Origin of the sequence: Nocardia sp. NPDC088792, from assembly GCF_044750615.1 — a bacterium.
In the GTDB taxonomy this organism is placed as follows: Bacteria; Actinomycetota; Actinomycetes; order Mycobacteriales; family Mycobacteriaceae; genus Nocardia.
This window is the reverse complement of record NZ_JBIVKC010000002.1, coordinates 1,211,515-1,233,646: the sequence shown is the minus strand read 5'-3', so window position 1 is coordinate 1,233,646 and position 22,132 is coordinate 1,211,515. Positions and strand designations below refer to the sequence as shown.

The following is a 22,132-nucleotide window of genomic DNA, read 5'->3' as shown; positions in this document are numbered from 1 at the left end:
TGTCACACCACCGTTTCGGCGTCGAGTGCGGCGAATTCCGCGGCGCCGGCGGTCAAGGTGAGATAGGCGCGCTCCAAAGTGCCTTCCTCATCGGCGAGTTCGAGAATCGGAACTCCGGCCTGCGCCAGCAGCGGGCCGATGGTGTCGACGCGCGCGCCCGGCACCTGCCAGCGTCCTTGCTCACCGGCGCGCACCTCGAATCCCGCGTCCGTCAGCACCGTGCGCAGCAGCCCGTTCTCGCTGGTCCGCAATCGCACGCTGGGCTGGGCATAGCGGTCGATGAAGGCGCCGATCCCGGTGTCGGCGAGGATCTTTCCGCGCCCGAGCACCACCAGATGGTCGGCGAAGGCCGCGGTCTCGGACATCAGATGACTGGAGACGAACACCGTCCGCCCTTCGTCCGCCAGCCGGCGCAGCATGGTGCGCAGCCAGATGATGCCCTCCGGGTCGAGCCCGTTGGACGGCTCGTCCAGCATCAGCACCGGCGGATCGCCCAGCAAGGCGGCGGCGATACCCAGCCGCTGCCGCATCCCGAGCGAGAATGTCCGGATCCGCTTACCGCCTACCGTGGCGAGACCGACCTCGGCCAGTGCCTCCTCGGCCCGGCGCGCCGGAATCCGATTTCCGGCGGCCAGCGCCAGTAGATGATCGCGGGCGGTCCGGCCCGGATGCGCGGCAAAAGGATCCAGCAAGGCACCGGCGACGCACAGCGGCCGGCGCGCGGCGGTGAAGGGCTCGCCGCCCACGGTCGCATGACCGGAGGTCGGCCGGTCCAATCCGAGGACGAGCCGCATGGTCGTCGATTTGCCGGCGCCGTTGGGTCCGAGGAAGCCGGTCACCCGGCCCGGCCGGACCGTGCAGGTGATCCGGTCCACCACGCGTTTCGCGCCGTAGTCCTTGGTCAGTTCGCGGAGCTCGATCGTGGTCATGGCCCCCAGGCTGGCCGAATGATCGCGGCGGGGCCTCCCGCTGCGGGGTGGATCGTCTCCCCCGAATGGGGGAGCCGCGCCCGCCGGCCCGGCTGGCACGATGAGGTCATGATCAGCTCCCTGACCCGTCGCCTGGGCAGTCCGGTGACGTATACCCGCGGGCTGCATCTGGTATTGCCGCTCGCGATCGTCGCGGTGTGGATGTTCATCGACCGGACCCATTGGTACGTGCCGGCCCTGCTGGCCATCCCGGTCGGCCTGATCCCCGCCGTGCGGCTGGCCGAAGGCCTGCAGGCGCAACTGTTCCTGACGCCCGGTGAACACGGGGCGCCCGGCGGTTCGATCGCGGCCGCGCGGTCCGCGGACTGGTCGGATCGGTGGCGGACGGTCCTCTGGCTGGAGTTGCGGCTCGGCGTGAGTGCGCTCCTGCTGGGAACCTGTGTGCCCGTGCCGCTGATCGTGCGGGATCTGCTGCGCGCCGCGACCGGGAACCTGCCCGCCCACGACGCGATCATTCGAATCCAGCAGCCGCACTGGTGGTTCGCCTTGTTCATCCCGGCGGTCATCGCGGTGCTCCCCGCGCTGCTCCTCGGTCTGGGCGACCTGGTCACCGCCGCGGCGCGCGCCCTGCTCGGACCGTCGGCGGCGCACCGGCTGCGGGCCCTCGAAGAACGCACCGAGCAACTGCTGGAACACAATCGGATCGCGCGCGAACTCCACGATTCCATCGGCCACGCGCTCACCGCCGCCGTATTGCAGGCCGGGGCCGCGCGGGCGACCGGCGATCCGCGGTTCACCGAGCGCGCGCTGGCCGCCATCGAGGACACCGGCCGTGCCGCGCTGGAGGATCTGGATCGGGTCCTGCTGGTGCTGCGCGAACCGCATCGGCCGCTGCACGAACGGCCCACCCTGGCACAGGCGCCGCGGCTCTTCGAATCGGCCCGCTCGGCCGGTGCGGCGGTCGACGCGGCCATTTCCGGTTCGCTGGAACAACTTCCGGGCCCGGTCTCGCGGGAGGGTTACCGGATTCTGCAGGAGGCGCTCACCAATGCCATGCGGCACGCGGGCCGGGTGCCGATACGCGTCCGGGTCCGGGTCGGCGCGGACCGGCTCGACCTCGACATCGTCAACCAGGTGACCGCGCCCGTATCCGCCGGCGCCGGAACAGGACTCCGGGGTATGCGTGAACGTGCCGAACTCCTCGGTGGATCCGCTCACGCTGGCGCCCGCGACGACAGCTGGCAGGTGCGGGTGGAACTGCCCTTCCGGGCTGTGCGGTGATCCGCGAGGTGATGGCGTGACCGTGACCGTCCTGCTCGTCGACGACGAGCCGCTCGCACGCATGGGTCTGCGCGCGATCCTGGACGCCCAGCACGATATCGAGGTCGTCGGCGAGGCCGCCGACGGCGTCGCGGTCGTCCCGCTGATCCGGCAACTCCGGCCCGATGTGATCGCCATGGACGTGCGCATGCCGCTGCTGGACGGCATCGAAACCACCCGCGCCATCCTGCATTCCATCCCGCAGCCGCCGAAGATCCTGATGATCACGACCTACGAGAACGACGACTACGTCTACGCCGCCCTGCGCGCCGGCGCCGACGGCTTCCTCCTCAAACGCGCCCGCCCCGCCGAGATCGCCAATGCCGTGCGCACCGTCGCGGCCGGCGATTCACTGCTCTACCCGGCCGCCGTCCGGGCCCTGGCCACCGGGCGCGGCAATCCACGGGCCCGCGCCACCCTGGAACGCGCCGGACTGACCGAGCGCGAGGAAACCGTGCTGCTGTTGATGACTCGTGGTCTCTCGAACACCGAGATCGCCGATCAGTTGTTCATCGGCGCGCAGACCGTCAAGACCCATGTCAGCGGCGTCCTCGCCAAACTCGGTACCCGCGACCGCACCCAGGCCGTGATCCTCGCCTACGAATCCGGTTTCGTGGACCGCTGAGGTTCAGAGGCAGGCGTTTTCGCCGATGGTGAGGGGCCGCACCTTGGTGCGGAGCAGGTGCAGGAACTGTTCGGGCTGCCGGAAAACCGCGAAGTGACCGGCGTTCTCGAGCAGCACGAACTCCTTGTGCGGCGCGGTGACGACATTCAGGAAGGCGCGCGCCGGGGCGGGCGGGGTCATGGTGTCGCCGTCGCCCTGGAAGACGAAGACCGGCAGTTCGAAACTGGTGCCCTCGGCCCATTCGTCGATGGCCACGGCCTGCGGGTGCAGCTGCTCGGAGAACGCGATGCCGCGCAGATTCCGGTGCAGGCCACGCAGGCCGAGCCGCGGGCAGAACCAGAGCGACCGGATCAGCACGGATCGCAGGGTGTCGTAGGACAGTGAGTCGCTGGTGATGACGAGCTTGCTGAACAGGGACCAGTCGCGAGCCGTCCACGCGGACCGGTCCGGTCCCATGGCGACGGCGGCCGCCAGCTCCTGCTTCCGGCCCGCTCGCCCCAGCCGCGTCAGCATCGCCCGGTAGGCCGTCCGCTCCCGCCCGCCCGCATTGATGTGCTGGTCGGTGCCGACGTAGGCGTGGAACAGTTCGGGATGATCGCGTGCCAGCCGCAGCCCGACATTGGTGCCGAAGGAGTTGGCCAGCAGGATCACTCGATCCACGCCCAGCCGATCGCGCACATCCTCGACGACTTCCAGTGCGTCCCGGTAGATCTGGTTCAGGGTCATCGCGCCCTGGCGGTGCGGTGCGGCGGCGTAGGTCCGGCCGGAGCCGCGGACATCCCAGCGCACGATGGTGAAATGCCGTTCCCACGTGCGGGTCCGGGTCAAGAAGAGATGGCTGGACGCGCCCGGGCCGCCCGGGATCTCGACGATGACGGGATTGCTCCGGTCGTCACCGCGTACCGAGATCCACTGGCTGAGCCCGCCGATGTGCACGTACCCGGACTCGTCGATACCGGCCGGATCGGTGATGCGCAGCCCTCGGGCATCGACCGCGCGCCGGTACAGCCGGTAGCCGAACAGGCCCACGGCGGGCACGCCGAGGACGAGCCAGAGGAAGACCACGAAGAGCAGGCCGATCATGGTGCGACTCCTGGGTAGTTCCGGTTCCGACCCACAAGTCTGTAATCCCGCTCTGGCAGTCGACTGTTACTTCCTGACAGCGCCTGACTTCTTCCGGGTCGTATGACCGCCCGGCGTACCGCGCAGGACCTGGAAACTCGCGCGCGAGACCATGATCGGAATGCGGCGCGCCGCCTGCAGATGCCGCACCCGCGCGGCCTCCGGTAGTTCGTCCCACGGCAGGGGCACGGCATCGTCGTGATGTTCGTGCGCATCCGCGAGCCGCGCGGCGATGCGCTCGTCCATCCAGCGGTCGTATTCGAGTCGCGCCAGCAACCGCACCTCGGCGTCCTCGAAGTCGACCTCCAGGTCCGGGTCGACGGCAGGAACCATGAAACAACCGATCACGGCGAGGTTTTCACCGATCCGGCGGGCCTGCACCCGAATGGTCTCGCGGGACTCGTGCGGGATTTCCTCCCATTCGCGCAGCACATCGGCATCGGGCGGCGCCGCACCACTGGTCATGGCGGCGTGCACCCGGGCCTGATGAGCCACCCGCTCGTTCGTATCGTGCACCGCCCGCGCCAGTTGCTCGGTGACCTGGGCGGTGACGTATCCGGTGAGGCTGTCCAGCACCCGATCCTGGGCGTTCAATCGCACCTTCATGCGCCGGCACTCGTGCAGCACCGCCTGCGCGTCGAGGAAGGTCTGTTCGGACCGGCGGTCACCGGTGCGGCCCAGCACATCCTGACCCACCATGATCACGATCATGAACACCAGCTGGGCCAGCGTGGACAGGAACGACATGAACAGGAACGGGTACGGGTCGAACCGCTGGATCCCGGCCTCGGCCAACAGGATCCACACCACCTGCGTCCCCGCGGCCAGATAGAACGCCCACACGCTGCCCAGCCGCGTGGTCAGCCAGGCCGCGATCCGGTCATTGCGGGTGACCGCCTGGTCGGCCGCCAGCGGCGGATCCTGCACATGATGCTGCTCGATCCACGGATGCGGGCTGGTCTCCAGCAGGCTCAGCCCGCGGCTCAGCACCCGGTCCTGCCGGTCCAGATGCGCCTGCAGATCGGCGACCTGCCGGAATATCGCCTCGGTGTTCTCGTAGGTCTGCATCGCGCGCCGGTCGGCCGCGGCACTGAGCACGCGCTGGCCGACCAGAATGATCAGGCACAGGACGAGTTGCGCGACATTGTTGAGGAACAACAGAAACGGGAAGGGATAAGGATCCAGCCGATGCAGCGGGCCCCACCAGTTCGCCAGCGTCACATATACGCCGAATATCACCAGTATCGCGTACAGGGCGGGCATCGATCCCACCCCGCGGGTCACCGTGGCCGCGACGGCATCGTTCACGCCGACCTGCTCGTCGGCCAACGCCACGGGCGATTCCCGCAGCTCGATCACGCGATTACCGATGGTCAACTGTTCAGCCCCTCGTTCGCAGTTCCTCGACGCCCCACTGTAATTCGAGACGGCTCACTGGATCGAAGTCGGCAGCCGGAAGTCGTCGAACGGGAGGGGGCCGTCGATAAATGCGGTGACCGACAGGCAATTGACCGTGATATCGCTGCCGTGGTTCGCGAGAAAAGCGATGTCGGAAGCATCCCGGCCGGTAGCTATTCGCACATACGCCGAACGTGGAGCGAGCCCGGTGGGGTCGAATGCCCGCCACACACCGTCCACGTAGACCTCCGGGACCGAGTGGAAATCCATCGGAAAACACCCGGGCGCATAGACCGACGTCACCCGCGCCGGCACCCCGACCGCCCGCAGCAATGCCACCACCAGATGCGAGAAGTCTCGGCACACCCCCGTTCCGGACAACAGGGTCTCCACCGCGCCGTCCATCGGGCCGCTGCTGCCCGGCGCATAACGGATGCGCCGGCCGACCCAGGCCGAGATGCGGGCGGGCATCTCCGGATCACCTATACCGCAACCGAATTCGCTCCACGCGAAACCGAGCAGTTTATCGGATTCGGCGAATCGGCTCGGTCGCAGATACGCCGCGAGGTCGTATGCGGCGACCGGCTCCGGTTGCGCCGCGCCCAGCACCGTCGCCCGATACCGGACCCGCAAATTGCCTGCACCGGAGTCGAATACATGAATCCGGCCGCCGTTCGGGCCGGTCACCTCGCGCGGCACCACCTCGGACCCGTCGAGCGTGAGCGCCAGCGATTCGTTCAGCTCGAGCCCCGGCTGCCGGGCGACCGCCAGCTGTAGCTGCAGTGCGGCCGGTGCGTGTACCGCGATGTCGAGATAGGCGGAGACGTCACGCTTCACGCCACTATTTTCCCCGGTTCGCGCGATTCAGGCGCACGGTCGGTTCGGGTTCGTTGAAGTGGGTGGCGGCGGGCTGTGCGCCCGTGACCGTTTCGATGAGGCTCGCGGCCAGTTCGGCCACCTTGGTGTTGTGCTGCTGTGAGGCATTGCGCAGCGTGTCGAACGCGGCATCCCGGGAACAACGATTGCGCTCCATGAGGATTCCGAGCGCCTGGTCGATCGTGGACCTGGAGGCGAGTGCGCCGCGCAGCTGGTCCGTGAGCCGAGTCTGCCGAAGATTGTCCAGGGCAACCGTGATGAGCACGCTCATGTGATCGGCCGCCAGAGCGACGGCTTCCCGCAAGGGTTCGTCGGCCGCATCGCTGTCGTTCCGATGCACCTCTATGGCGCCGATATGCTCGCCCCCGACCGTCAGTGGATGGGAATAGCCCAGCGACGTGTGGCCGACGAGCTGCGTGCGGCCGTCGTATGAGACGCCGATGAGCCGCTCGTCGCCGAAGGCGAGCCTGACGACGACGATCGGATGCCCCGGCAGCATCCGGCTGAGGATGTCCGAGACGGGGGCGAGTGAATCGGTGAGGTCGGCTATGGACAACAGCGCCGTCGTCAGTTTCGACATCCCGACGGCGAGGGCGTCGGTCACGTGCCTCGCCGCTCCGTCGGATCAAGCCGCTCGGTCAGCACAGTGGGCATTCGTCCTCCAAGACTTGTCGGGCGATCTCCTCGAGTGCGGTGTCGGTGGAGAAGGCCCGCGCACGCATCAGCGCCAGCGCGGTATCGGCGTCGCATCGGCAGCGCACCGCCACCCGCCCGCACGCCTGATTGATCGAGGTGAGGAATTCGGCGTCATCGAATAGTGCACCCTGCCTGGGCATTTCGTCATCGAGGGTGGAGAGTGAATCCAGCAGCGTGCACACCAGCGCCGCCACGATGAGCCTGGCCGCGGGGACCACGTTCCGGCATTCCTCGGCCTGCGCCGTGTACACGCACAGCGCGCCGGGCTGATCCAGGTCCGGCATCAATGGGACGGCCGCCACCGCGTGTACACCGAGATCGGTGATGGCGGGACCATAGCGCGGCCAGCGGCCGATCAGCTCCGCACCGGCCGCGAACACCGGCTCGCGACTCTCGGCGGCATCCATCGCCGGTCCCTCGCCCACCACGAATTCGAGGTCGCGCGCGGCCCGCGCGATCGCGTCCGAGGCGGAGGCCAGCAGCGTCTCGTGCCGGTGCCCGAACAGCGTCAGCGCGGCGCTGGTGATGCCGAGCTCCTCCGCGACGGTGGTCATGAAGACCGGCCGCAGGGTGGCGTCATCCGCGGCCTGCCACCCCTGCATGCGCACGGCGTGGCGGCGGTGCAAGCTGGCGCAGGCCAGATGCCTGGCCTGAATCCTGCGATGCAACGCTGCCATTCGTTCACGGAACAAACGCATCGATTCCGGCGGGTGTTGCGTATCCGATTCATAACGCACGGCGATTTCCGCCGCCCGGGCGGCGCGTTGCGTTTCTGCGGCGAATTCCTGCCATTCGCGAGCGATCTCTGCGTGAACGTCTCGATGCGACGGCACAACATTCACCCTACCCGTCCGATTGCGGTCCAGCGGTCAATTCCCCTGCGCAGCCGGGGAGTTCGGCTGCACCTCCTCCATCAGGAGCACCACACCGTCGCGTGTACCGTCCAGTGGTGAGCAGGTGACCGTGCAGGTGATGGACCTGCCGATGCGGTTGATGGCCGGAATGTCCACCGGGCCGTCCCGCTTGCCGGTCGTCAGCGCGGTCGCGATGCTCTCCCGCAGCGGCCCGGTCGGCAGCCCGAAGTCCAGTGTGAAGAAGCCTTGCTGGCGTACCTCGTCGGCGCGCAATCCCCACAGCTCCTCGGCGCCCCGATTCCAGCTGCGCACCCGTAGCTCACCATCGAGCACCACCACGCCAGCCGCGATGCTGGACAGCACACCCTCGAGAAACGTTCTGGTCTCGTCGAGTTCGTTGCTGCGTATCCGCATCTCCTCGTTCATGGTCTCCAGTTCCTCGTTGCCCGACTGGAGTTCTTCGTTGGTGGTCTCGAGTTCCTCGTTCGTGGACTGGAGTTCCTCGTTGGTGGTCTCGAGTTCCTCGATGCTGGATTGCAGTTCTTCGTTGGTGGTCTCGAGTTCCTCGTTCGTGGATTGCAGTTCCTCGTAAGCGGTTTCGAGTTCTTCGCGCTTCACCTTCAGCTCCGAGGACAACCGCGTCGTCATGGTGGTGTCGACGAAATTCACGACCACGCCGATATCGGCGCCGTCGCTGCTGCGCAACGGCTGCACGGAGACGTCGAAGTACTGGGATTCGTCCGGGCCGAGCCGGCGCTCGACGCCGGCAACCCGGATGGTGCGGTGTTCGGTGGTGGCCTGTTCGATCAGCGACCGAAGTTCCAGCGGACGATAGGAGATCTCCAGCTCGCTGAGCGGCCGGCCGACATCATGCGGCGTCAGGCCGAACTGGCTGCGTATCTGGCTGTTGAGCACCGCGACGCGGCCGTCGTACTCGATGGCTACGATGCCGAACGGCGCTGTCTCCAAAGCCAGTTCGTTGAGCTGCCGCTTCCGGACCACGCCCTGCACTTCCTGGCCCGCCCCGATATCGAGGCGGAGCGGCGCGGGCTGATGCGGCAGCGGCGCCAGGCCCGCGCGCCGGCGGAATATGCGCTGGCGCATATTGGCGACCTCGAACCGTTCGCTGTCCGAGAGCAGCATCTCCGCCTTGCCGAGGAACAGGAAGCCGTTCTCGCGCAGCGCGAAATGGAATCGGTCCAGGATCTGTTGCTGCGCTTCGACATTGAAGTACATCAGCGTATTGCGGCAGATCAGCAGATCCAGCCGGGAGATGGGGGCGTCGCGGGTGATGTCGTGGCGGCCGAAGATCACGCGGCGGCGCAGGTCGGAACGAAAAAGGAACTTGTTGCCGCTCGGCTCGAAATACCGATCGCGCAATTCGGTCGACAGCGGTTCGAGGGCGCGGGCGGTGTAGAGCCCGGAGCGAGCCTCGCGCAGCGCCTCCTCGTCCACATCGGTGCCGTAGATCTTGACCCGCTTCATGCATTCGTCGATGCCGAGCGCCTCGGCGAAGACGATCGCCAGCGAATACGCCTCCTCGCCGCTGGAACAGCCGGCGCTCCAGATCCGGATCTCCTCATCCGCTGGGACCTGCGCGATCAGTTCCGGCACGACCTCGCGCTGCAGGAACTGCCAGGCGTCGACATCACGCACGAAGCTGGTGACATTGATCAGAATCGTATTGAACAGGAACCGGAATTCTTCCGCGCTGGTCTCCAGCCGGTCCTGGTAGTCCGCGTGGTCGGTGATGCCGACCTCGTGCATGCGCTTGGAGATGCGCCGGGCCAGCGAGGAGCGCTTGTATCCGGTGAAATCGAATCCCCGGGCGTCGCGGATGAAGATCAGGAGATCCTCGAGTCCGGCGTTCTCGGCTTCACCCAGCGGCTCGCTCATCGGCTCCTGATTCGTCTCGGTCACGGTTGATCGGCCTGCACGAGGCCGGCAATGACATGAGCTATCTCATCGAGCGGAAGGATGAAATCCACCGCGCCGGCGCGCACGGCGGTATCCGGCATACTCCGGAATTCCGCGGTCTGTGGATCCTGCACGATGACCGTGCCCCCGCGCGCCTTCACCGCGCTCACGCCCATGCCGCCGTCGCTGCCCGAACCGGTCAGGACACAGGCGATGGCCTGCGGGCCGTAGGCGCCCGCCACCGACTCGAACAGTAGATCCGCGGAGGGCCGGACGAAATGCACCAGTTCGCTGCTGGACAGGGACAGCACATGATCGGGGCCGATGAGCAGGTGGTAGTTCGGCGGCGCGATGTACACGGTGCCGGCCTCGGCCCGGTCGCCCTCGCGGGCGAGCTGCACCGGCAGCTTGGTGCGCCGGGCCATTATCTCGGCGATGACGGTTTTGTGCCGGGGATCCAGGTGCTGGACGATCAGCACCGGCACCGGTAGCTCGGCGGGCAGTCCGCCGAGCACCTCGCTCAGCGCGGTGATCCCGCCGGCGGACGAGGCGATCGCGACGACGGCGAATGCGTCATGGGGCCGCGAGCCGGGCTCGGTCACGATGAGTTCCGGGCCGGGTCGCGGCGATGTGTGACGCGCGGGTTGGGGGAAGGACATCCGGGCACTCCCTCAGCCTATCGTGGCGGCACCGGACCACGAAGCATCCGCGCTACCCTCTCCATCGAAATCGCTGTCGCTTGCACCGGAAACCGAGCCCGACGTCGGAAACCGGGCCGAATTCGGTTCCGGCACCACGGTTCACGAGTCCAATCGGTACGCTCCCCGCCGTTTTCGCGTGAGCTCCTCCACGGGCGCGGTAGAGGTGATCGCCAACATGGACACACCGGTCTCCCGGATGGCGCTGTCGAGGTCGCCGAGCACCCTACCTGCGGCGGATCCGGCCGCGCGTAGTTCCTCGGGCGTTGCCGAGGCGCGCTCGAATACCGCGCGAAGGCTGTCCAGCCGCGGTCCGGTATCGAACATGAGCCGCACCAGCCGATCGCCGAGATCGGCGAAAGACAGTGTCCGGCAGAGCAGTTCATAGTCCTGGATGGCGGCGTCATCGCCGTCGTCGTACACCTGATGCGTCATGATCGTCGGCTGCTCCGGGGTAGGTGGAGGGGGCCGAGCCGCGCTTCGGGACTCTCAGAGGATTCTACACTTGAACAGGTTCACGTTGTTGAACAGCCCGATCCGCTTGCCGCCGTGCGAATTCCGTATGGCGGCCCTTATCGGGGCGTCCGGAGACTACACTGTTTTACACGAATCCTCCAGAGTCCCGTAGTGCGGCTCGCTCCTCTGTTCCGCTACCGCGGAGGCCGATATGGCGAAGCTGCCCAGAGTATCTCTGTCCTCTATTCACGTGTGGTGGTCGGATACCGAATCCGCCTACGTGGCCTGGTCGGAACAGTGCCCCGCGATCACGTGTTCCGACCACTGGTCGTCACTCGCCGCGGTCGACCGGCTCATCGACCGCCTCGCGCCGAATTCATTGCCGATTCAACCAATTTGACAGGGTGCGCGCCTGCTCCGGCCGGTGACCGTCTCGGTCGGAGGGTGAGCGTGGCTGCGGCTCCGGCGATTCCGGTGGCGGCCGCGACCCAGAAGGTGATCGGCAAACCCGTGGTGATCGACCCGATGGTCAGGGCGGCGCCGAACTGGCTGCCGACCGCGCCACCGACGGTGCGCGACACCGTATTGATGCCATTGGCGGTCGCCGCGCGGGCGGGATCGACCGTGCGGTGCAATTCCGCTGGGAGAGCGGCCATTACGAGGCCCATACCGAGGCCGATCGGCAGTGCGCACACGGCGAGCTGCCACAGGGCCGAATGCGCGGCCGCCAGTAGTCCGGCCCCGGCGGCGGTGGCCAGCAGCCCCGCGATCAGCGGGAGGTGTGCGCCACGGCGCGTCACGAGGCGACCGGCGGCGGCGCTCGCCGGCAGCACCACCAGGGTGGATGGGAGCATCACCAATCCCGCCATGGTCACGGACCGGCCGAATCCGCCTGCGGTGACGGGCAGTTCGACCAGCTTCGGAACCAGCACATAGTAGGCGAACTGGATGGCGCCGAGCGTGCCGGCCGCCAGGTGGACGATGCCGGCGCGGCGGTCCAGCACCAGGTCCATATCGATGAGCGGAAACCGCAAACGCCGCTCCACATAGGCGAATCCGATCAGCAGTGCGACGCCGGCGACGGCCAGGGCCGCCACGGGCATCGAGAGCCACCCGGCGGTCGGAGCGACCGTGAGCGCCAGCAGGATGCCGCACAATCCGCCGGTGAGCAGTGCAATGCCCGCCGGATCGAGCCGTCCGGGTGCGCGGGTCGCGCTCTCGGGTACGAACAGGTAGGTGAAAACCAGTGCGGCCGTGATCAATACCGCGCCGACCACGAACAGCCATCGCCACGACGCGTGATCCACCAGCAGGCCACCGCACACCAGCGCGATGCCGGCCGCGCCACCGACCAGGCCGGACAGCAGGCCCAGCCCCGCGTGCACCCGTTCCGGCGCAAGGACATCCGGCACCGAACCGAACGCCAGCGGCAGGATCGCCATGCTGATCCCTTGTGCCGCACGGGCCGCGATCAGCACGCCGATGCCCGGCGCGAGGGCTGCGGCGAGCGTGGCGATCAGATAGATCGCCAGCACGAGCAGCAGCATCCGGCGCCGGCCGAACCGGTCGCCCAGCCGCCCCACCAGCGGGGTGAGGATCGCGCTGGCCAGCAGTGGTGCGCTCATGACCGCCCAGGTGGCGCCGTTCGCATCGGTATGCAATGCGTGCTGCAACGCGCCGATGGCCGGCACCAGCATGGTCTGCATCAGCCCGTACGACAGCACGCCGAGGGCGAGTGCCGTCATGGCGCCGACGCGGTTGGTGGATGCCGTTCGAGCCGTCACGGGGACCTCCTTGGATGCGAACAACGTTCGCGTTAGGTCACCCTAACTTGATGCGAACGCCGTTCGCAAGAGCTCCCGGGCCGATTGGCTAGGCTCTTGGCGACAGAAAGGACGTGAGGTGCGCGATCAACCGCTGAGCCGCGAGGCGATAGTCATCGCCGCCCGGCGCATCGCGGACGCCGACGGCCTGAGCGCGATCACCCTGCGTCGAGTGGCGCAGGAACTGAACACCGGCCAAGCCTCGCTCTACCGGCACATCACCGACCGCCGCGAACTGCTCGCCCTGCTGAACGACGATCTGGCGCAAGCCTTCCCGGTGCCGACCGGCGGTACACCCCGTGAGCGATTGCTCGCCCAATGGCTCGGCGCCCATCGACTGCTGCTCGAACACCCCTGGGCCGCAAAGGTGATCGTGGACGCGTCGTCGGCGACCGAGAGCGCCATACCTTTCGCGGAAGCGGCCATGGCCACTTTCGCCGAGGCCGGTCTGACCCCCGAAACCGCCGCCCACGCCTACCGCGCCACCTGGCACCTGCTGATCGGCCACGTAATCAACGAACACCCCCTCGGCCACCCCGGCTTCGACCTCGACCCCGCCCGGCACCCGGCCCTCACCGCCGCCCGCCCGCACCTCGTTTCGGCCGACCCGGCGGCCGAATTCGAATGGGCGCTACGCCGATTGCTCGACGGCGTGCTCGGCGGCCACCGCTGAAACGGATCTATGCCCGCACGTGCTGCGTGAGGAAGAGGGCCGCGCGGTCCAGGGCCTGATCGGCTTCGTCGAGAATGCCCGCGAACGCCTGGAATACGTGCGGTACATCGGCGGTGACGTCGAGGATCACGTCGACTTCGGCGGCCCTGGCACGGACGGCCATGCGGGTCGAGTCGTCAAGGAGGATTTCGTTCGTGCCGACCTGGAGCAGCATCGGCGGGAAACCGGTCGGATCCGCGAACACCGCGGGACTGAGCAGCTCCTGATGCGGGTCCTGACCCGCCAGATACATCTCGCCGGTGCCCTGCAGGCCGTCGCGCGTGAAGAACGGGTCGATGCCGTCCTTGGTCGCCATGCTCTCGCCCGACCGGGTGTGGTCGAGGCCGGGGGAGAAGGCCACGATCGCCGCGGGCAGCGGCAGGCCCGCGGCGCGCGCCGCCAGACAGGTCGTGATGGTGAGGCCGCCGCCGGCGGAATCCCCCGCGAACGCAATGGTTTCCGGGTCCTCGCCGCTGTCCAGCAGGGCGCGGTAGGCGGCGACGGTGTCCTCGATCGCGGCCGGAAACGGATGCTCGGGGGCGAGCCGATAATCAACCGACAATGCCCGGAATCCGGTTCTGGCCACCAGGTTTCCCGTCAGCGACAAGGCGGTCTCGGGTGAGCCGAACACGAAGCTGCCGCCGTGGAAGTAGAGGACGGTCCCGGCTCGTTGCGGGCCGACCGGCTCGACCAGCAGGGTCCGGCGCGTTCCGAGCGTCGTCTCCGTGGTCCGGATGTCCTCCGGGACGATCATGGTGGCCATCATGTCCGCGAATCCCGACCGGATGGATTCCACCGAGCGCGGCCCATCGGCCGGCGTGCGCTGCAACATCCCATTGATCTTCGCGCGCTGTTCTTTGCTCATAGCCGCTCCCTTCGCAAGTAGATGCCGCTACAGTATATTCCGTGGCATCTAAGTCAAGCGTCCCCGACCCGGTGACCCTCTTCACCGACCTCGTCCGCTGCGAAACCCGCCTCTACAACGCCCTCAACGACCGCCTCCGCGACCGCCACGGCATCGTCACCTCGCAATACGAATTCCTCCACTACCTCCGCGAGCACCCCGGCTCCCGGGTGGCCGACCTCGCCACCGAATTCGCCATCGGCATCGGCGCCACCAGCAAAGGCATGGACCGCCTGGAACGTCAGGGCTGGGTGGCCCGCCGGCCGAACCCGGCCGACCGCCGCTCCTCACTCCTGGTCCTCACCGACGAGGGCCGCCGCCTCACCGACGCCGCCGAACAGACCTTCACCGAACGCGTCACCGAACTGATCGAACCCACCCTCGGCACCACCCGGACATCCACCGCCATGCAAACCTTCGCGCTCCTGCGCACCACCCTCGAACGCGATCAGATCGGCATGCCCACCGGCTGACTTACCTTGTGGGAGGGCCGGACTCACCGGCAACCAGCACCACCGCACTCGACCAGGAGATCACCGCATGACCGGCACCCCGGCCGCGACCGTCTTGACCGACCGCGACACCGCCCACCTGCACACCGCTATCGCCATCGCCGCCCGCTCGCGCCGCAACGGCAACCACCCCTTCGGCGCCCTCCTCGCCGGCCCCACGGGTGAAGTCCTCCTCGAAGCCGAGAACACCGTCACCACCGCCCGCGACGCCACCGGCCACGCCGAAACCAACCTTGTCCGCCTCGCCACCGCCGCCCACGACGCCGGCTTCCTCCGCGACTGCACCCTCTACACCAGCACCGAACCCTGTGCCATGTGCGCCGGCGCCATCTATTGGAGCAATATCGGGCGAGTCGTCTACGCCCTCGGCGAAGACGAACTCCTCGTCCTCACCGGCGCCGACCCCGAAAACCCCACCATGTCTCTCCCGTGCCGCCAAGTCTTCGCCGCCGGACAGCGCCCCCTCCCCGTCCTGGGCCCGGTCGACCTCCCCGAAGCCCGAACCGTCCACGATGGCTTCTGGAACTGAACGGGCTGCGGCAGAACGGCATTATCGAATAGCGTTCAACCAGGTTGCGAAGGCGTCGAAGGTGAAGGGGCGGCCGAGGAAATCGGTCACCGAATCGGCGGCATCGCGAGAGCCGCCGGGCGCCAGGATGCGATCTCGATAGCGGTGCGCCACAGCGGAATCGAAGAGATCATCGGGATCGAAGGCCGAGAAGAGATCCTTCGCGATGACCAGACTCCACATGTAGGTGTAGTACGCGGAGGTGTAGCCCGCCAGATGGCCGAACGAGGACTGGAAATGGGTCTCCGGCAGATCGGCGATGAGGCCGTAGCGGGACAAGGCGCCGGAAACCGCGGCGGTGTGGTCCGCGGGCCGATCGCGGTGTAGTAGATACGACACCGCGGTGTAAGCGATCTGGGTGAGGACGTTGATACCCTTGCCGAAATCCTTCGCGGCCCGCATTCGCGCCACCAAATCGGCCGGAATGGGTGTCCCGGTCTCGTCGACGGCGAAGGTGCTCAGAATCTTTGCGTCCCAAGCCCATTCCTCGAGCAATTGGGAAGGGGCCTCGACGAAATCCCATTCGGTGGCCACGCCGGAGAACCTTGCCCAGTCCTGGCGGCCACCGAGCACGTGATGGATCAGGTGCCCGAACTCGTGGAACAACGTGACCACGTGCTGATGCTCCATCAGCCCGCGCGAGAAGTTACACACCAGCACGCCCTCGGGCAGTAGTCGGTCGGTGATGCCACCGACCAGATCGAACTGCGCGGCATGCTTGTACTTGCCCTCGCGCGGATGCAGGTCGAGATAGATCCGGCCACGGCGCTCACCCTCGGCGAAGACGTCGTACGCCGTGACGTCGGCATGCCAGCTCGGCACATCGACCTGCCGGTATTCGAGACCGAACAGCCGGCCCGTCACCTCGAGCAGGCCCGCTCGCACTCGGGGAAAGTCGAAGTAGCGGCGCACTTCCCGGGCATCGACGTCGTACTGTTCGCGCCGGATCAGCTCGGTGTAGTAGCCGATCTCGGAGCGATCGACCGTGGTCGCGGCGGGCTCGTCCGCGCGGCGGCGCGCCAGCAGCACGTCCAGATCCCGCCGGCCCGCGGTATCGGCGGCGGCCGAGATCCGATCGATGAACTCGGCGATGGCCCGGCCCGAGCCGATCATCTTCACGGCCGCGTCGTAATCCGGCCAGCTGTCGAAGCCGAGCAGCCGGGCCTTCTCGTCCCGGAGGTCCAGCATCTCGTGCAGCACAACATCATTGGCCGGCCAGCCGCGGCTGTCGAACTCGATCGTCAGCCGCCGCCGGGCATCCGCGTCGCGGGCGAAAGTCCGGAACGGCAGATAATCCGGGTAATCGGTGGTCACCGAGACCAGCCCATCGTCCGCCGGCGGATGCGCCGCGACGAAGTCCTCCGGCAACCCGTCGAGCTCCGCCGGCGTGAGCCGCACCGTCCGCACATCGTCGCGGATGGTCCGCCCGAATTCCTGCTCCAGCACCGTGAGCCGCTCGGAGATCTCCCGCAGCCGCCCCCGGACCTCTTCGTCCCGATCCACCCCACTACGCCGGAAGTCCCGCAACACCTGCTCACGCATCCGCAGCGTCACCGCGTCCAGCCCGGCCGCGTCGGTAGCCGCGACGACGTCGAACAGCCCACGGTCGAGATTACGGTCAGTCCTGACCCGATCGATATCCTGCACCAGCTTCTCGGCCAGCGCCCGCACCTCGGAATCCGGATGCACCTCAGCCAGCAATCCCGCGGCGGTGTCCGCCCCACGCAGCGCGATATCGGCATCGTTCCACAAGGTCAGCACCTCGCGCGTGTCGCCAGGCGCATCCCTCGCGAGCCGCTCCAGCGTCTCTCCCACGGTCTGCAGCCTGCTGAGTACATGCACGGCAAGCCAATCCGGCCAATCACTCGACGGAAGCACAAGCGGTTCGAGACTCATGCTCCGACCCTAACCGGTGCCGCCTGGCGGGTGATCGAGGAAGCGGACGTGCATACTCTGTTTCAGACCGAGTGGTATCCGAATGCTCGAGCAACGGACAAACACCCTGAGGAGTTCGCCATGACTTATGCCGTGGACTTCAAGACCGTTTCGACCGTGGGACTGGAATCGTCGCCGGTCGCCGATGCGCTCGCCGGATTGCGGGCGAACGAGGCGCGGTATTTCAAGAACAAATACGACCATGTGTTCACGGTGGAGCCGGCGAGCAAAGAGAAGTCGACGATCGAGTGGGTGAATCGGATTCTTGCGGAACGGGATATCGTCATCGCGTCGCAGCCATTGGAGGCCACGGCCTTTCAGGTCGAGAACATTCGGATGGCGTATGTGTTCTACGAGAACGGGTTGTCGATCAATGTGATGTATACCATCGACGACGACTCGAAGCGGGCGGTGGGATTCAAACTCTCCGACGGGATGGAAGTGCCGCCGGAACTCGCCTCGAAGTTCAAGTTCGCGCGGCAGAAATCGAAACTGGCCGGAACCATCCGCGGCTCCTACTTCGTCATCAAGGGCGAGTACTGATCCGGCCGTCTCGGGTCGGACCGTGATCACGACCTTGCCGCGGGCACGCCGCTCGGGGGCCGGACGCCGGACCCCGGGCGGCCGCGACCGGACCGTCGTCCACGGCTCCTGGACGGCTCCCGGACCACCTCGGTTTGTCGGTGGGTCACCGTAGGATTTCGGGTATGAGCAGTTCGATGCACCGGCGAGCAGGACCGGATGAATTCAGTTGCGCAGCTGGTGGTTCGGATAGCACTGTGTTGGTCGTAAGCGATACACATGAAGGGTCATGGGGAGTGACCCTCGGGGGGAAGGAATGAATGTCATGAGCTGCAATATGATTCGCGGGGAGCGTCGCGGCCCGAGGTTCGCCAAGAGCAGTTTCAGCTACGGCGGCGGCGATTGTGTAGAGGTCGCGTACTACGAAGGCCGGATCGCGGTCCGTGATTCCAAGGACCGGAACAGCCCGGAACTGTGGTTCACCAAATCCGAGTGGCGAGCGTTCACCTCGGGTGTGCGGGCCGGCGAATTCGATTTCGGCGAGTAATGTGCTGGTGGTGTCGCAGCGGGTTCGCTGCGACACCACCACCCCCACATGCGGCCGACCCCTCGTGCGGCCGCTGGAATCAAGTCAATCGGTTGTGATGCCGTGGATTTCGTCCCGGAGATCGGCGAGAAATGCGCGAGCATCGGTGTCGAACACGGCCATTCGTGTCAGCGCCGCCCAGCGGCGGCGATGAGCATCGACGAGTTCGGGGCCACGCGTGACCATGTTTCCCGGGATCGGTTCCGCGGAGGCGATCGCGTGGTCCTCGTTCTCGTAAATGACGAAACCGTGCGGAATCGTGGTGCTCGCCTCGATATCCTGCGGAATCACCCCGATACCGACCGAATCGAGGGTCTCGATCGAAATGATCCGGTCCAGCTGGGCGAGCAGCACGCGATGCGGTCCGGGCCGAAACCGCAGGGCCGCTTCGGTAATCAAGAACTCGAAACGCTTGGCGGGGTCGTACAGCACCCGCTGGCGATCCAGCCGCGCGGCGAGCGCGGCGGCCAGCGCATCGGGCGCGTACGGCGGATCGAACGTGGCGAACACCCGGCGCGCATAGTCGGCGGTCTGCAGTAAACCCGGTACCAGCGAGGGCTGGAAGTTCCGCACCACTTGCGCGTCTTCCTCGAAAGCCCTTACGTCGTCCTGCAAATGCGGGCGATCCGCCAGCGAAGCCGCCCAGTCCTGCACCTCGGGGGAGTGCGCGGCCTCGGTGAGCGCGCGCAACGATTGCTGACAATCTTGTTCCGCCCCAACCGCTTCGGCCCAGTCGAGCACCTGCGGTAGCGGCGGCACCACATGGCCGGCCTCGATCCGCGACAACGTCGACTGGCTGATCCCGACCCGTTTGGCCAGCTCCCGTCCGGAGATTCCCGCCAGGTCCCGCAACCGGCGCAGCTCCGCACCCAACTGCTGGCGCGGGCGCGACTGCTGCGCAACCGAATTCGCGGCGCTCATCGCCGCGCCGGTCGCGCCCTCAGCCGGTTGATTCACTGGAAACATGATGATTCAGATCGAATCATCTTGATTCAGCGGAGTCAAGATGCACCCGGTCACACCGTGAATCAAGCCTGAATCAAACGCGGATCACAGCACCCACCGCCACCGCCCCGGTGACCCGTGCCGGCCCGCGCAGCAAACCGGGATCAGGCTGGGATGGCAGGATGATTCGATGACGACAGCGCCGGCGCTCAGTGCCTTCTCCAGCGAACTACGCCGCTGGCGCACGCTGCGGCGAGTGAGCCAGCTGGAACTCGCGATTCGCGCCAACACCACCCAGCGTTATCTGAGCTACCTGGAACAGGGCCGCTCCCGGCCCGGCCGAGAGCTGGTGGTGCGCCTCGCGGAATCACTCGATTTGTCGCTCCGCGAACGCAACGCACTGCTCCTGGCTGCCGGATACACCCCGGCCTTCACCGAGTTGGCTCTGGACGCACCGGAATTGGCCCCATTGCGCGAAGCCCTGCGTATCGTGCTGGACGGCCACCTGCCCTATCCAGCACTGATAGTGGACGGCTACGGCACCCTGATCGAGCACAATGCCGCATTCGACATCATCCTCGAGGGCTGCGCACCCGAACTCCTGGTCCCACCGGTGAACGTGCACCGCCTCGCCCTGCATCCCGACGGCGTGGCCAAACGCGTGATGAACCTGCCCGAATGGGGCGGCCACATACTCGAGGCGATCCGCTCCCGTGCCCGTATCAGCCCCGACCCAGGTCTCGATGCGCTCATCGCAGAGCTCGAGACCTACCTCCAGCCGACCGAATTGGACGCCGGCCTGCACGGATTCGCGATCCCCCTGCGCCTGCACACCGACGACGGTGAGTTATGCCTGATCACCACCCTCACCGCCTTCGCGTCCTCCACCGACGTCTCCCTCTCCGAACTGCGCTTGAAAGCCTTACTCCCCGCCGACACGGCTACCGCTGACCTCCTGCGCCGCCGAGACCAGCGCGTACCCGCCCGATAGACCGCCGTATCCGACGAGACGAACGACCGCGCCGCTGATCCGATCGGCCATTACTTTCAGGGGCAGGGGCGGTGTTAACACTTTGCCCGAAGGTACCGCGAACAGGGCATTTCAGGCAGGGTCGTGACGAATTGCCATGGAATGCAGGCGATTACGCGGATCTCAGCTGATGCTGACCCGTAACGGGGGCTCGGAGGGGTCGATGTGCTGCTTGCATACGAAACGTTTGGCAGTACCGAACTCGAGGGGAATCTCATGCGGCTCAAGAGAATGGTGGTCGTCGCATTCGCGGCGGGCGTGGCCATCACAGCTCCCGTGACCACCGGGCCCGCTGTGGCCGATCCGGCGACTCCCGCCGATACCGCCCCGCCGGAATGCGTGTCCGCCCAGCTCATTCTAGACAAGGGGCACGGCGGCCCGGTGGGTGGTGACTGGTTCCTGAAGTTCATCAACAACAGCTCCCGGGCCTGCGTCATGCAGGGGTTCCCGGGCGTCTCGCAAACCAATGATCCGATCGGCGACCCGGTCGGCGAGCCCGCCGACCGGGACCGGGGCTCCGGAGCTCCCGAACCGGCCCCGGTCACGCTCGCTCCCGGAGGGGCCGCCCAGTTCGAATTCATCACCTATCCCAAGCAGGTCAATGACTGCGCCGCGCTGCGCACCAGCACCCTTCGCGTCTACCCGCCCGACAACACCCAATCGTTCTGGCTGCCCTGGGACAGCCTGATCTGCCCGAGCCCGCAGCACATGCTCCTGGTCCGCGCGGTCACACCGGCGTAGCCCCGCGCCGGCAGCCGGGGTGGATTCCGCAGCGGCCGCGACATGTCGAGGCGGTACGGTGCTGGGCTGACGGCTGTCGGACGGATGAGGAGAGATTGTGGAACGGATCGGCGTAATCGGTGGCGGCACGATGGGTGCGGGAATCGCGGAGGTGGCCGCCCGGGCCGGGGGTTCGGTGCTGGTGCTCGAGCGGGATCAGGAGGCGGCCGACGCCGCGACGCTGCGCATCGAGAAGTCGCTCGCGCGGGCCGTGAAGTCCGGACGGCTGGAACAGGCGGCGGCCGACGAGGCGCGGGCGCGGGTCACGCTCACCACGTCCATCGACGACTTCGCCGATCGCGAGCTGGTGATCGAGGCGGCGCCGGAGATCGAGTCGCTCAAGACCGATTTCTTCACCAAGCTGGACGGCATCGTCGCCGCGGACGCCATTCTGGCTACGAATACCTCGTCGATCCCTGTCATTCGCCTGGCCAATGCCACTGCCAACCCGGGCCGGGTGGTCGGCGTGCACTTCTTCAACCCGGTGCCGGTGCTGCCCCTGGTCGAGGTCGTGGTGACCCTCAAGACCGACCGGGAGGTCGTCGACAAGGTCACCGCCTATGCCCGTGACGTGCTGGGCAAGCGCACGATCGAGTCCAAGGATCAGGCCGGATTCATCGTCAACGCGCTGTTGATCCCCTACCTGTGCAGTGCGATCCGCATGTTCGAGACCGGTTTCGCGAGCGCCGAGGACATCGATGAGGGCATGGTCAGCGGCTGCGCCCACCCCATGGGCCCGCTGCGCCTGACCGACACCGTCGGCCTCGACGTCACCCTCGCCGTCGCCGAATCCCTCCACGCCGAATTCGGCGAGCCCCAGTACGCACCGCCGGTCCTGTTGCGCCGCATGGTCGATGCCGGCTACCTGGGCCGCAAGACGGGCCGCGGCTTCTACAGCTATCAGTAACGCTGGGGGTTCGCGAC

Annotated in this window: 23 protein-coding genes; 10 read left to right on the top strand and 13 right to left on the bottom strand. The window is 67.0% G+C overall.

The window, feature by feature from the left end; genetic code table 11:
• Nucleotides 1–2: 2 nt before the first annotated feature.
• Nucleotides 3–929, bottom strand: a complete 927-nt coding sequence (locus ACIP5Y_RS14920) for an ATP-binding cassette domain-containing protein (RefSeq protein ID WP_400350472.1) — start codon at nt 927–929, stop codon at nt 3–5.
• An 18-nt stretch (nt 930–947) separates the two neighbouring features.
• Here ACIP5Y_RS14920 and ACIP5Y_RS14915 point away from each other — a divergent pair, with 18 nt between their 5' ends.
• A complete protein-coding gene (locus ACIP5Y_RS14915; protein WP_400350471.1) occupies nt 948–2,210 on the top strand; it encodes a sensor histidine kinase in 1,263 nt (420 codons plus the stop codon).
• 16 nt (nt 2,211–2,226) lie between these two features.
• Complete coding sequence (locus ACIP5Y_RS14910; protein WP_400350469.1) at nt 2,227–2,874, top strand: response regulator; 648 nt, start codon at nt 2,227–2,229, stop codon at nt 2,872–2,874.
• Between the two features lie 3 nt (nt 2,875–2,877).
• On the opposite strand, the gene ACIP5Y_RS14905 is transcribed toward ACIP5Y_RS14910, so the two are convergent.
• The 9 genes from ACIP5Y_RS14905 to ACIP5Y_RS14865 form a co-directional block, all read right to left on the bottom strand.
• Nucleotides 2,878–3,957 carry an alpha/beta fold hydrolase gene (locus ACIP5Y_RS14905; RefSeq protein WP_400350468.1) on the bottom strand — a complete coding sequence of 360 codons (1,080 nt, stop codon included), beginning with the start codon at nt 3,955–3,957 and terminating at the stop codon, nt 2,878–2,880.
• Nucleotides 3,958–4,023: 66 nt separating this feature from the next.
• Nucleotides 4,024–5,373, bottom strand: coding sequence for a DUF1003 domain-containing protein (locus tag ACIP5Y_RS14900; protein WP_400350466.1), 1,350 nt, complete (start codon nt 5,371–5,373; stop codon nt 4,024–4,026).
• A gap of 54 nt (nt 5,374–5,427) precedes the next feature.
• Nucleotides 5,428–6,231, bottom strand: a complete 804-nt coding sequence (locus ACIP5Y_RS14895; protein WP_400350465.1) for a transglutaminase family protein — start codon at nt 6,229–6,231, stop codon at nt 5,428–5,430.
• A 4-nt stretch (nt 6,232–6,235) separates the two neighbouring features.
• Entirely contained in the window at nt 6,236–6,874 is a 639-nt protein-coding gene (locus ACIP5Y_RS14890; protein WP_400350463.1) for an ANTAR domain-containing protein, read from the bottom strand.
• A gap of 34 nt (nt 6,875–6,908) precedes the next feature.
• The gene (locus tag ACIP5Y_RS14885; RefSeq protein WP_400350462.1) at nt 6,909–7,643 is read right to left on the bottom strand and encodes a GAF and ANTAR domain-containing protein; all 735 of its coding nucleotides are present in this window, start codon (nt 7,641–7,643) and stop codon (nt 6,909–6,911) included.
• 192 nt (nt 7,644–7,835) lie between these two features.
• A complete protein-coding gene (locus ACIP5Y_RS14880) occupies nt 7,836–9,716 on the bottom strand; it encodes a CheR family methyltransferase (protein ID WP_400350460.1) in 1,881 nt (626 codons plus the stop codon).
• Nucleotides 9,717–9,736: 20 nt separating this feature from the next.
• Nucleotides 9,737–10,396, bottom strand: a complete 660-nt coding sequence (locus tag ACIP5Y_RS14875) for a chemotaxis protein CheB (RefSeq protein WP_400350458.1) — start codon at nt 10,394–10,396, stop codon at nt 9,737–9,739.
• A 141-nt stretch (nt 10,397–10,537) separates the two neighbouring features.
• On the bottom strand, nt 10,538–10,870 hold the full coding sequence (locus ACIP5Y_RS14870) for a hypothetical protein (RefSeq protein WP_400350457.1): 333 nt from the start codon (nt 10,868–10,870) through the stop codon (nt 10,538–10,540).
• A gap of 374 nt (nt 10,871–11,244) precedes the next feature.
• A complete protein-coding gene (locus tag ACIP5Y_RS14865; protein WP_400350455.1) occupies nt 11,245–12,675 on the bottom strand; it encodes an MFS transporter in 1,431 nt (476 codons plus the stop codon).
• Between the two features lie 118 nt (nt 12,676–12,793).
• Between ACIP5Y_RS14865 and ACIP5Y_RS14860 the strand changes: the two genes are divergently transcribed.
• The gene (locus tag ACIP5Y_RS14860) at nt 12,794–13,387 is read left to right on the top strand and encodes a TetR/AcrR family transcriptional regulator (protein WP_400350453.1); all 594 of its coding nucleotides are present in this window, start codon (nt 12,794–12,796) and stop codon (nt 13,385–13,387) included.
• A 7-nt stretch (nt 13,388–13,394) separates the two neighbouring features.
• Here ACIP5Y_RS14860 and ACIP5Y_RS14855 read toward each other — a convergent pair whose 3' ends face one another.
• Nucleotides 13,395–14,291, bottom strand: a complete 897-nt coding sequence (locus tag ACIP5Y_RS14855) for an alpha/beta hydrolase (RefSeq protein ID WP_400350451.1) — start codon at nt 14,289–14,291, stop codon at nt 13,395–13,397.
• A gap of 41 nt (nt 14,292–14,332) precedes the next feature.
• Between ACIP5Y_RS14855 and ACIP5Y_RS14850 the strand changes: the two genes are divergently transcribed.
• The gene (locus ACIP5Y_RS14850) at nt 14,333–14,803 is read left to right on the top strand and encodes a MarR family winged helix-turn-helix transcriptional regulator (RefSeq protein ID WP_400350449.1); all 471 of its coding nucleotides are present in this window, start codon (nt 14,333–14,335) and stop codon (nt 14,801–14,803) included.
• A gap of 67 nt (nt 14,804–14,870) precedes the next feature.
• Nucleotides 14,871–15,371 (top strand): nucleoside deaminase, encoded by a 501-nt coding sequence (locus ACIP5Y_RS14845; protein WP_400350447.1) that lies wholly within the window; start codon nt 14,871–14,873, stop codon nt 15,369–15,371.
• A 21-nt stretch (nt 15,372–15,392) separates the two neighbouring features.
• Here the strand turns inward: ACIP5Y_RS14845 and ACIP5Y_RS14840 are convergent, their stop codons facing one another.
• On the bottom strand, nt 15,393–17,225 hold the full coding sequence (locus tag ACIP5Y_RS14840; RefSeq protein WP_400350446.1) for a M3 family metallopeptidase: 1,833 nt from the start codon (nt 17,223–17,225) through the stop codon (nt 15,393–15,395).
• A 201-nt stretch (nt 17,226–17,426) separates the two neighbouring features.
• On the opposite strand from ACIP5Y_RS14840, the gene ACIP5Y_RS14835 reads away from it, so the two are divergent.
• Both ACIP5Y_RS14835 and ACIP5Y_RS14830 read left to right on the top strand, forming a co-directional pair.
• Nucleotides 17,427–17,888 (top strand): phage tail protein, encoded by a 462-nt coding sequence (locus ACIP5Y_RS14835; RefSeq protein WP_400351283.1) that lies wholly within the window; start codon nt 17,427–17,429, stop codon nt 17,886–17,888.
• Between the two features lie 304 nt (nt 17,889–18,192).
• Nucleotides 18,193–18,414, top strand: a complete 222-nt coding sequence (locus ACIP5Y_RS14830) for a DUF397 domain-containing protein (protein ID WP_400350445.1) — start codon at nt 18,193–18,195, stop codon at nt 18,412–18,414.
• 84 nt (nt 18,415–18,498) lie between these two features.
• Here the strand turns inward: ACIP5Y_RS14830 and ACIP5Y_RS14825 are convergent, their stop codons facing one another.
• Nucleotides 18,499–19,410 carry a helix-turn-helix domain-containing protein gene (locus ACIP5Y_RS14825; RefSeq protein ID WP_400350443.1) on the bottom strand — a complete coding sequence of 304 codons (912 nt, stop codon included), beginning with the start codon at nt 19,408–19,410 and terminating at the stop codon, nt 18,499–18,501.
• 178 nt (nt 19,411–19,588) lie between these two features.
• Here ACIP5Y_RS14825 and ACIP5Y_RS14820 point away from each other — a divergent pair, with 178 nt between their 5' ends.
• The 3 genes from ACIP5Y_RS14820 to ACIP5Y_RS14810 all read left to right on the top strand — a co-directional run bounded on the left by ACIP5Y_RS14820 (nt 19,589) and on the right by ACIP5Y_RS14810 (nt 22,115).
• Entirely contained in the window at nt 19,589–20,389 is an 801-nt protein-coding gene (locus ACIP5Y_RS14820; protein WP_400350442.1) for a helix-turn-helix domain-containing protein, read from the top strand.
• 255 nt (nt 20,390–20,644) lie between these two features.
• The gene (locus tag ACIP5Y_RS14815; RefSeq protein WP_400350440.1) at nt 20,645–21,169 is read left to right on the top strand and encodes a DUF4232 domain-containing protein; all 525 of its coding nucleotides are present in this window, start codon (nt 20,645–20,647) and stop codon (nt 21,167–21,169) included.
• Between the two features lie 97 nt (nt 21,170–21,266).
• Nucleotides 21,267–22,115, top strand: coding sequence for a 3-hydroxybutyryl-CoA dehydrogenase (locus tag ACIP5Y_RS14810; protein WP_400350438.1), 849 nt, complete (start codon nt 21,267–21,269; stop codon nt 22,113–22,115).
• Nucleotides 22,116–22,132: the final 17 nt, after the last annotated feature.

What these genes read in the sequence shown, in the direction of transcription:
- ACIP5Y_RS14920 (WP_400350472.1), bottom strand. Translation starts at nt 929, where the DNA reads ATGACCACGATCGAGCTCCGCGAACTGACCAAGGACTACGGCGCGAAA.
- ACIP5Y_RS14915 (WP_400350471.1), top strand. Translation starts at nt 948, where the DNA reads ATGATCGCGGCGGGGCCTCCCGCTGCGGGGTGGATCGTCTCCCCCGAA.
- ACIP5Y_RS14905 (WP_400350468.1), bottom strand. Translation starts at nt 3,957, where the DNA reads ATGATCGGCCTGCTCTTCGTGGTCTTCCTCTGGCTCGTCCTCGGCGTG.
- ACIP5Y_RS14885 (WP_400350462.1), bottom strand. Translation starts at nt 7,643, where the DNA reads ATGGCAGCGTTGCATCGCAGGATTCAGGCCAGGCATCTGGCCTGCGCC.
- ACIP5Y_RS14880 (WP_400350460.1), bottom strand. Translation starts at nt 9,716, where the DNA reads ATGAGCGAGCCGCTGGGTGAAGCCGAGAACGCCGGACTCGAGGATCTC.
- ACIP5Y_RS14875 (WP_400350458.1), bottom strand. Translation starts at nt 10,396, where the DNA reads ATGTCCTTCCCCCAACCCGCGCGTCACACATCGCCGCGACCCGGCCCG.
- ACIP5Y_RS14870 (WP_400350457.1), bottom strand. Translation starts at nt 10,870, where the DNA reads ATGACGCATCAGGTGTACGACGACGGCGATGACGCCGCCATCCAGGAC.
- ACIP5Y_RS14855 (WP_400350451.1), bottom strand. Translation starts at nt 14,291, where the DNA reads ATGAGCAAAGAACAGCGCGCGAAGATCAATGGGATGTTGCAGCGCACG.
- ACIP5Y_RS14845 (WP_400350447.1), top strand. Translation starts at nt 14,871, where the DNA reads ATGACCGGCACCCCGGCCGCGACCGTCTTGACCGACCGCGACACCGCC.
- ACIP5Y_RS14835 (WP_400351283.1), top strand. Translation starts at nt 17,427, where the DNA reads ATGACTTATGCCGTGGACTTCAAGACCGTTTCGACCGTGGGACTGGAA.
- ACIP5Y_RS14830 (WP_400350445.1), top strand. Translation starts at nt 18,193, where the DNA reads ATGAGCTGCAATATGATTCGCGGGGAGCGTCGCGGCCCGAGGTTCGCC.
- ACIP5Y_RS14820 (WP_400350442.1), top strand. Translation starts at nt 19,589, where the DNA reads ATGACGACAGCGCCGGCGCTCAGTGCCTTCTCCAGCGAACTACGCCGC.
- ACIP5Y_RS14815 (WP_400350440.1), top strand. Translation starts at nt 20,645, where the DNA reads ATGCGGCTCAAGAGAATGGTGGTCGTCGCATTCGCGGCGGGCGTGGCC.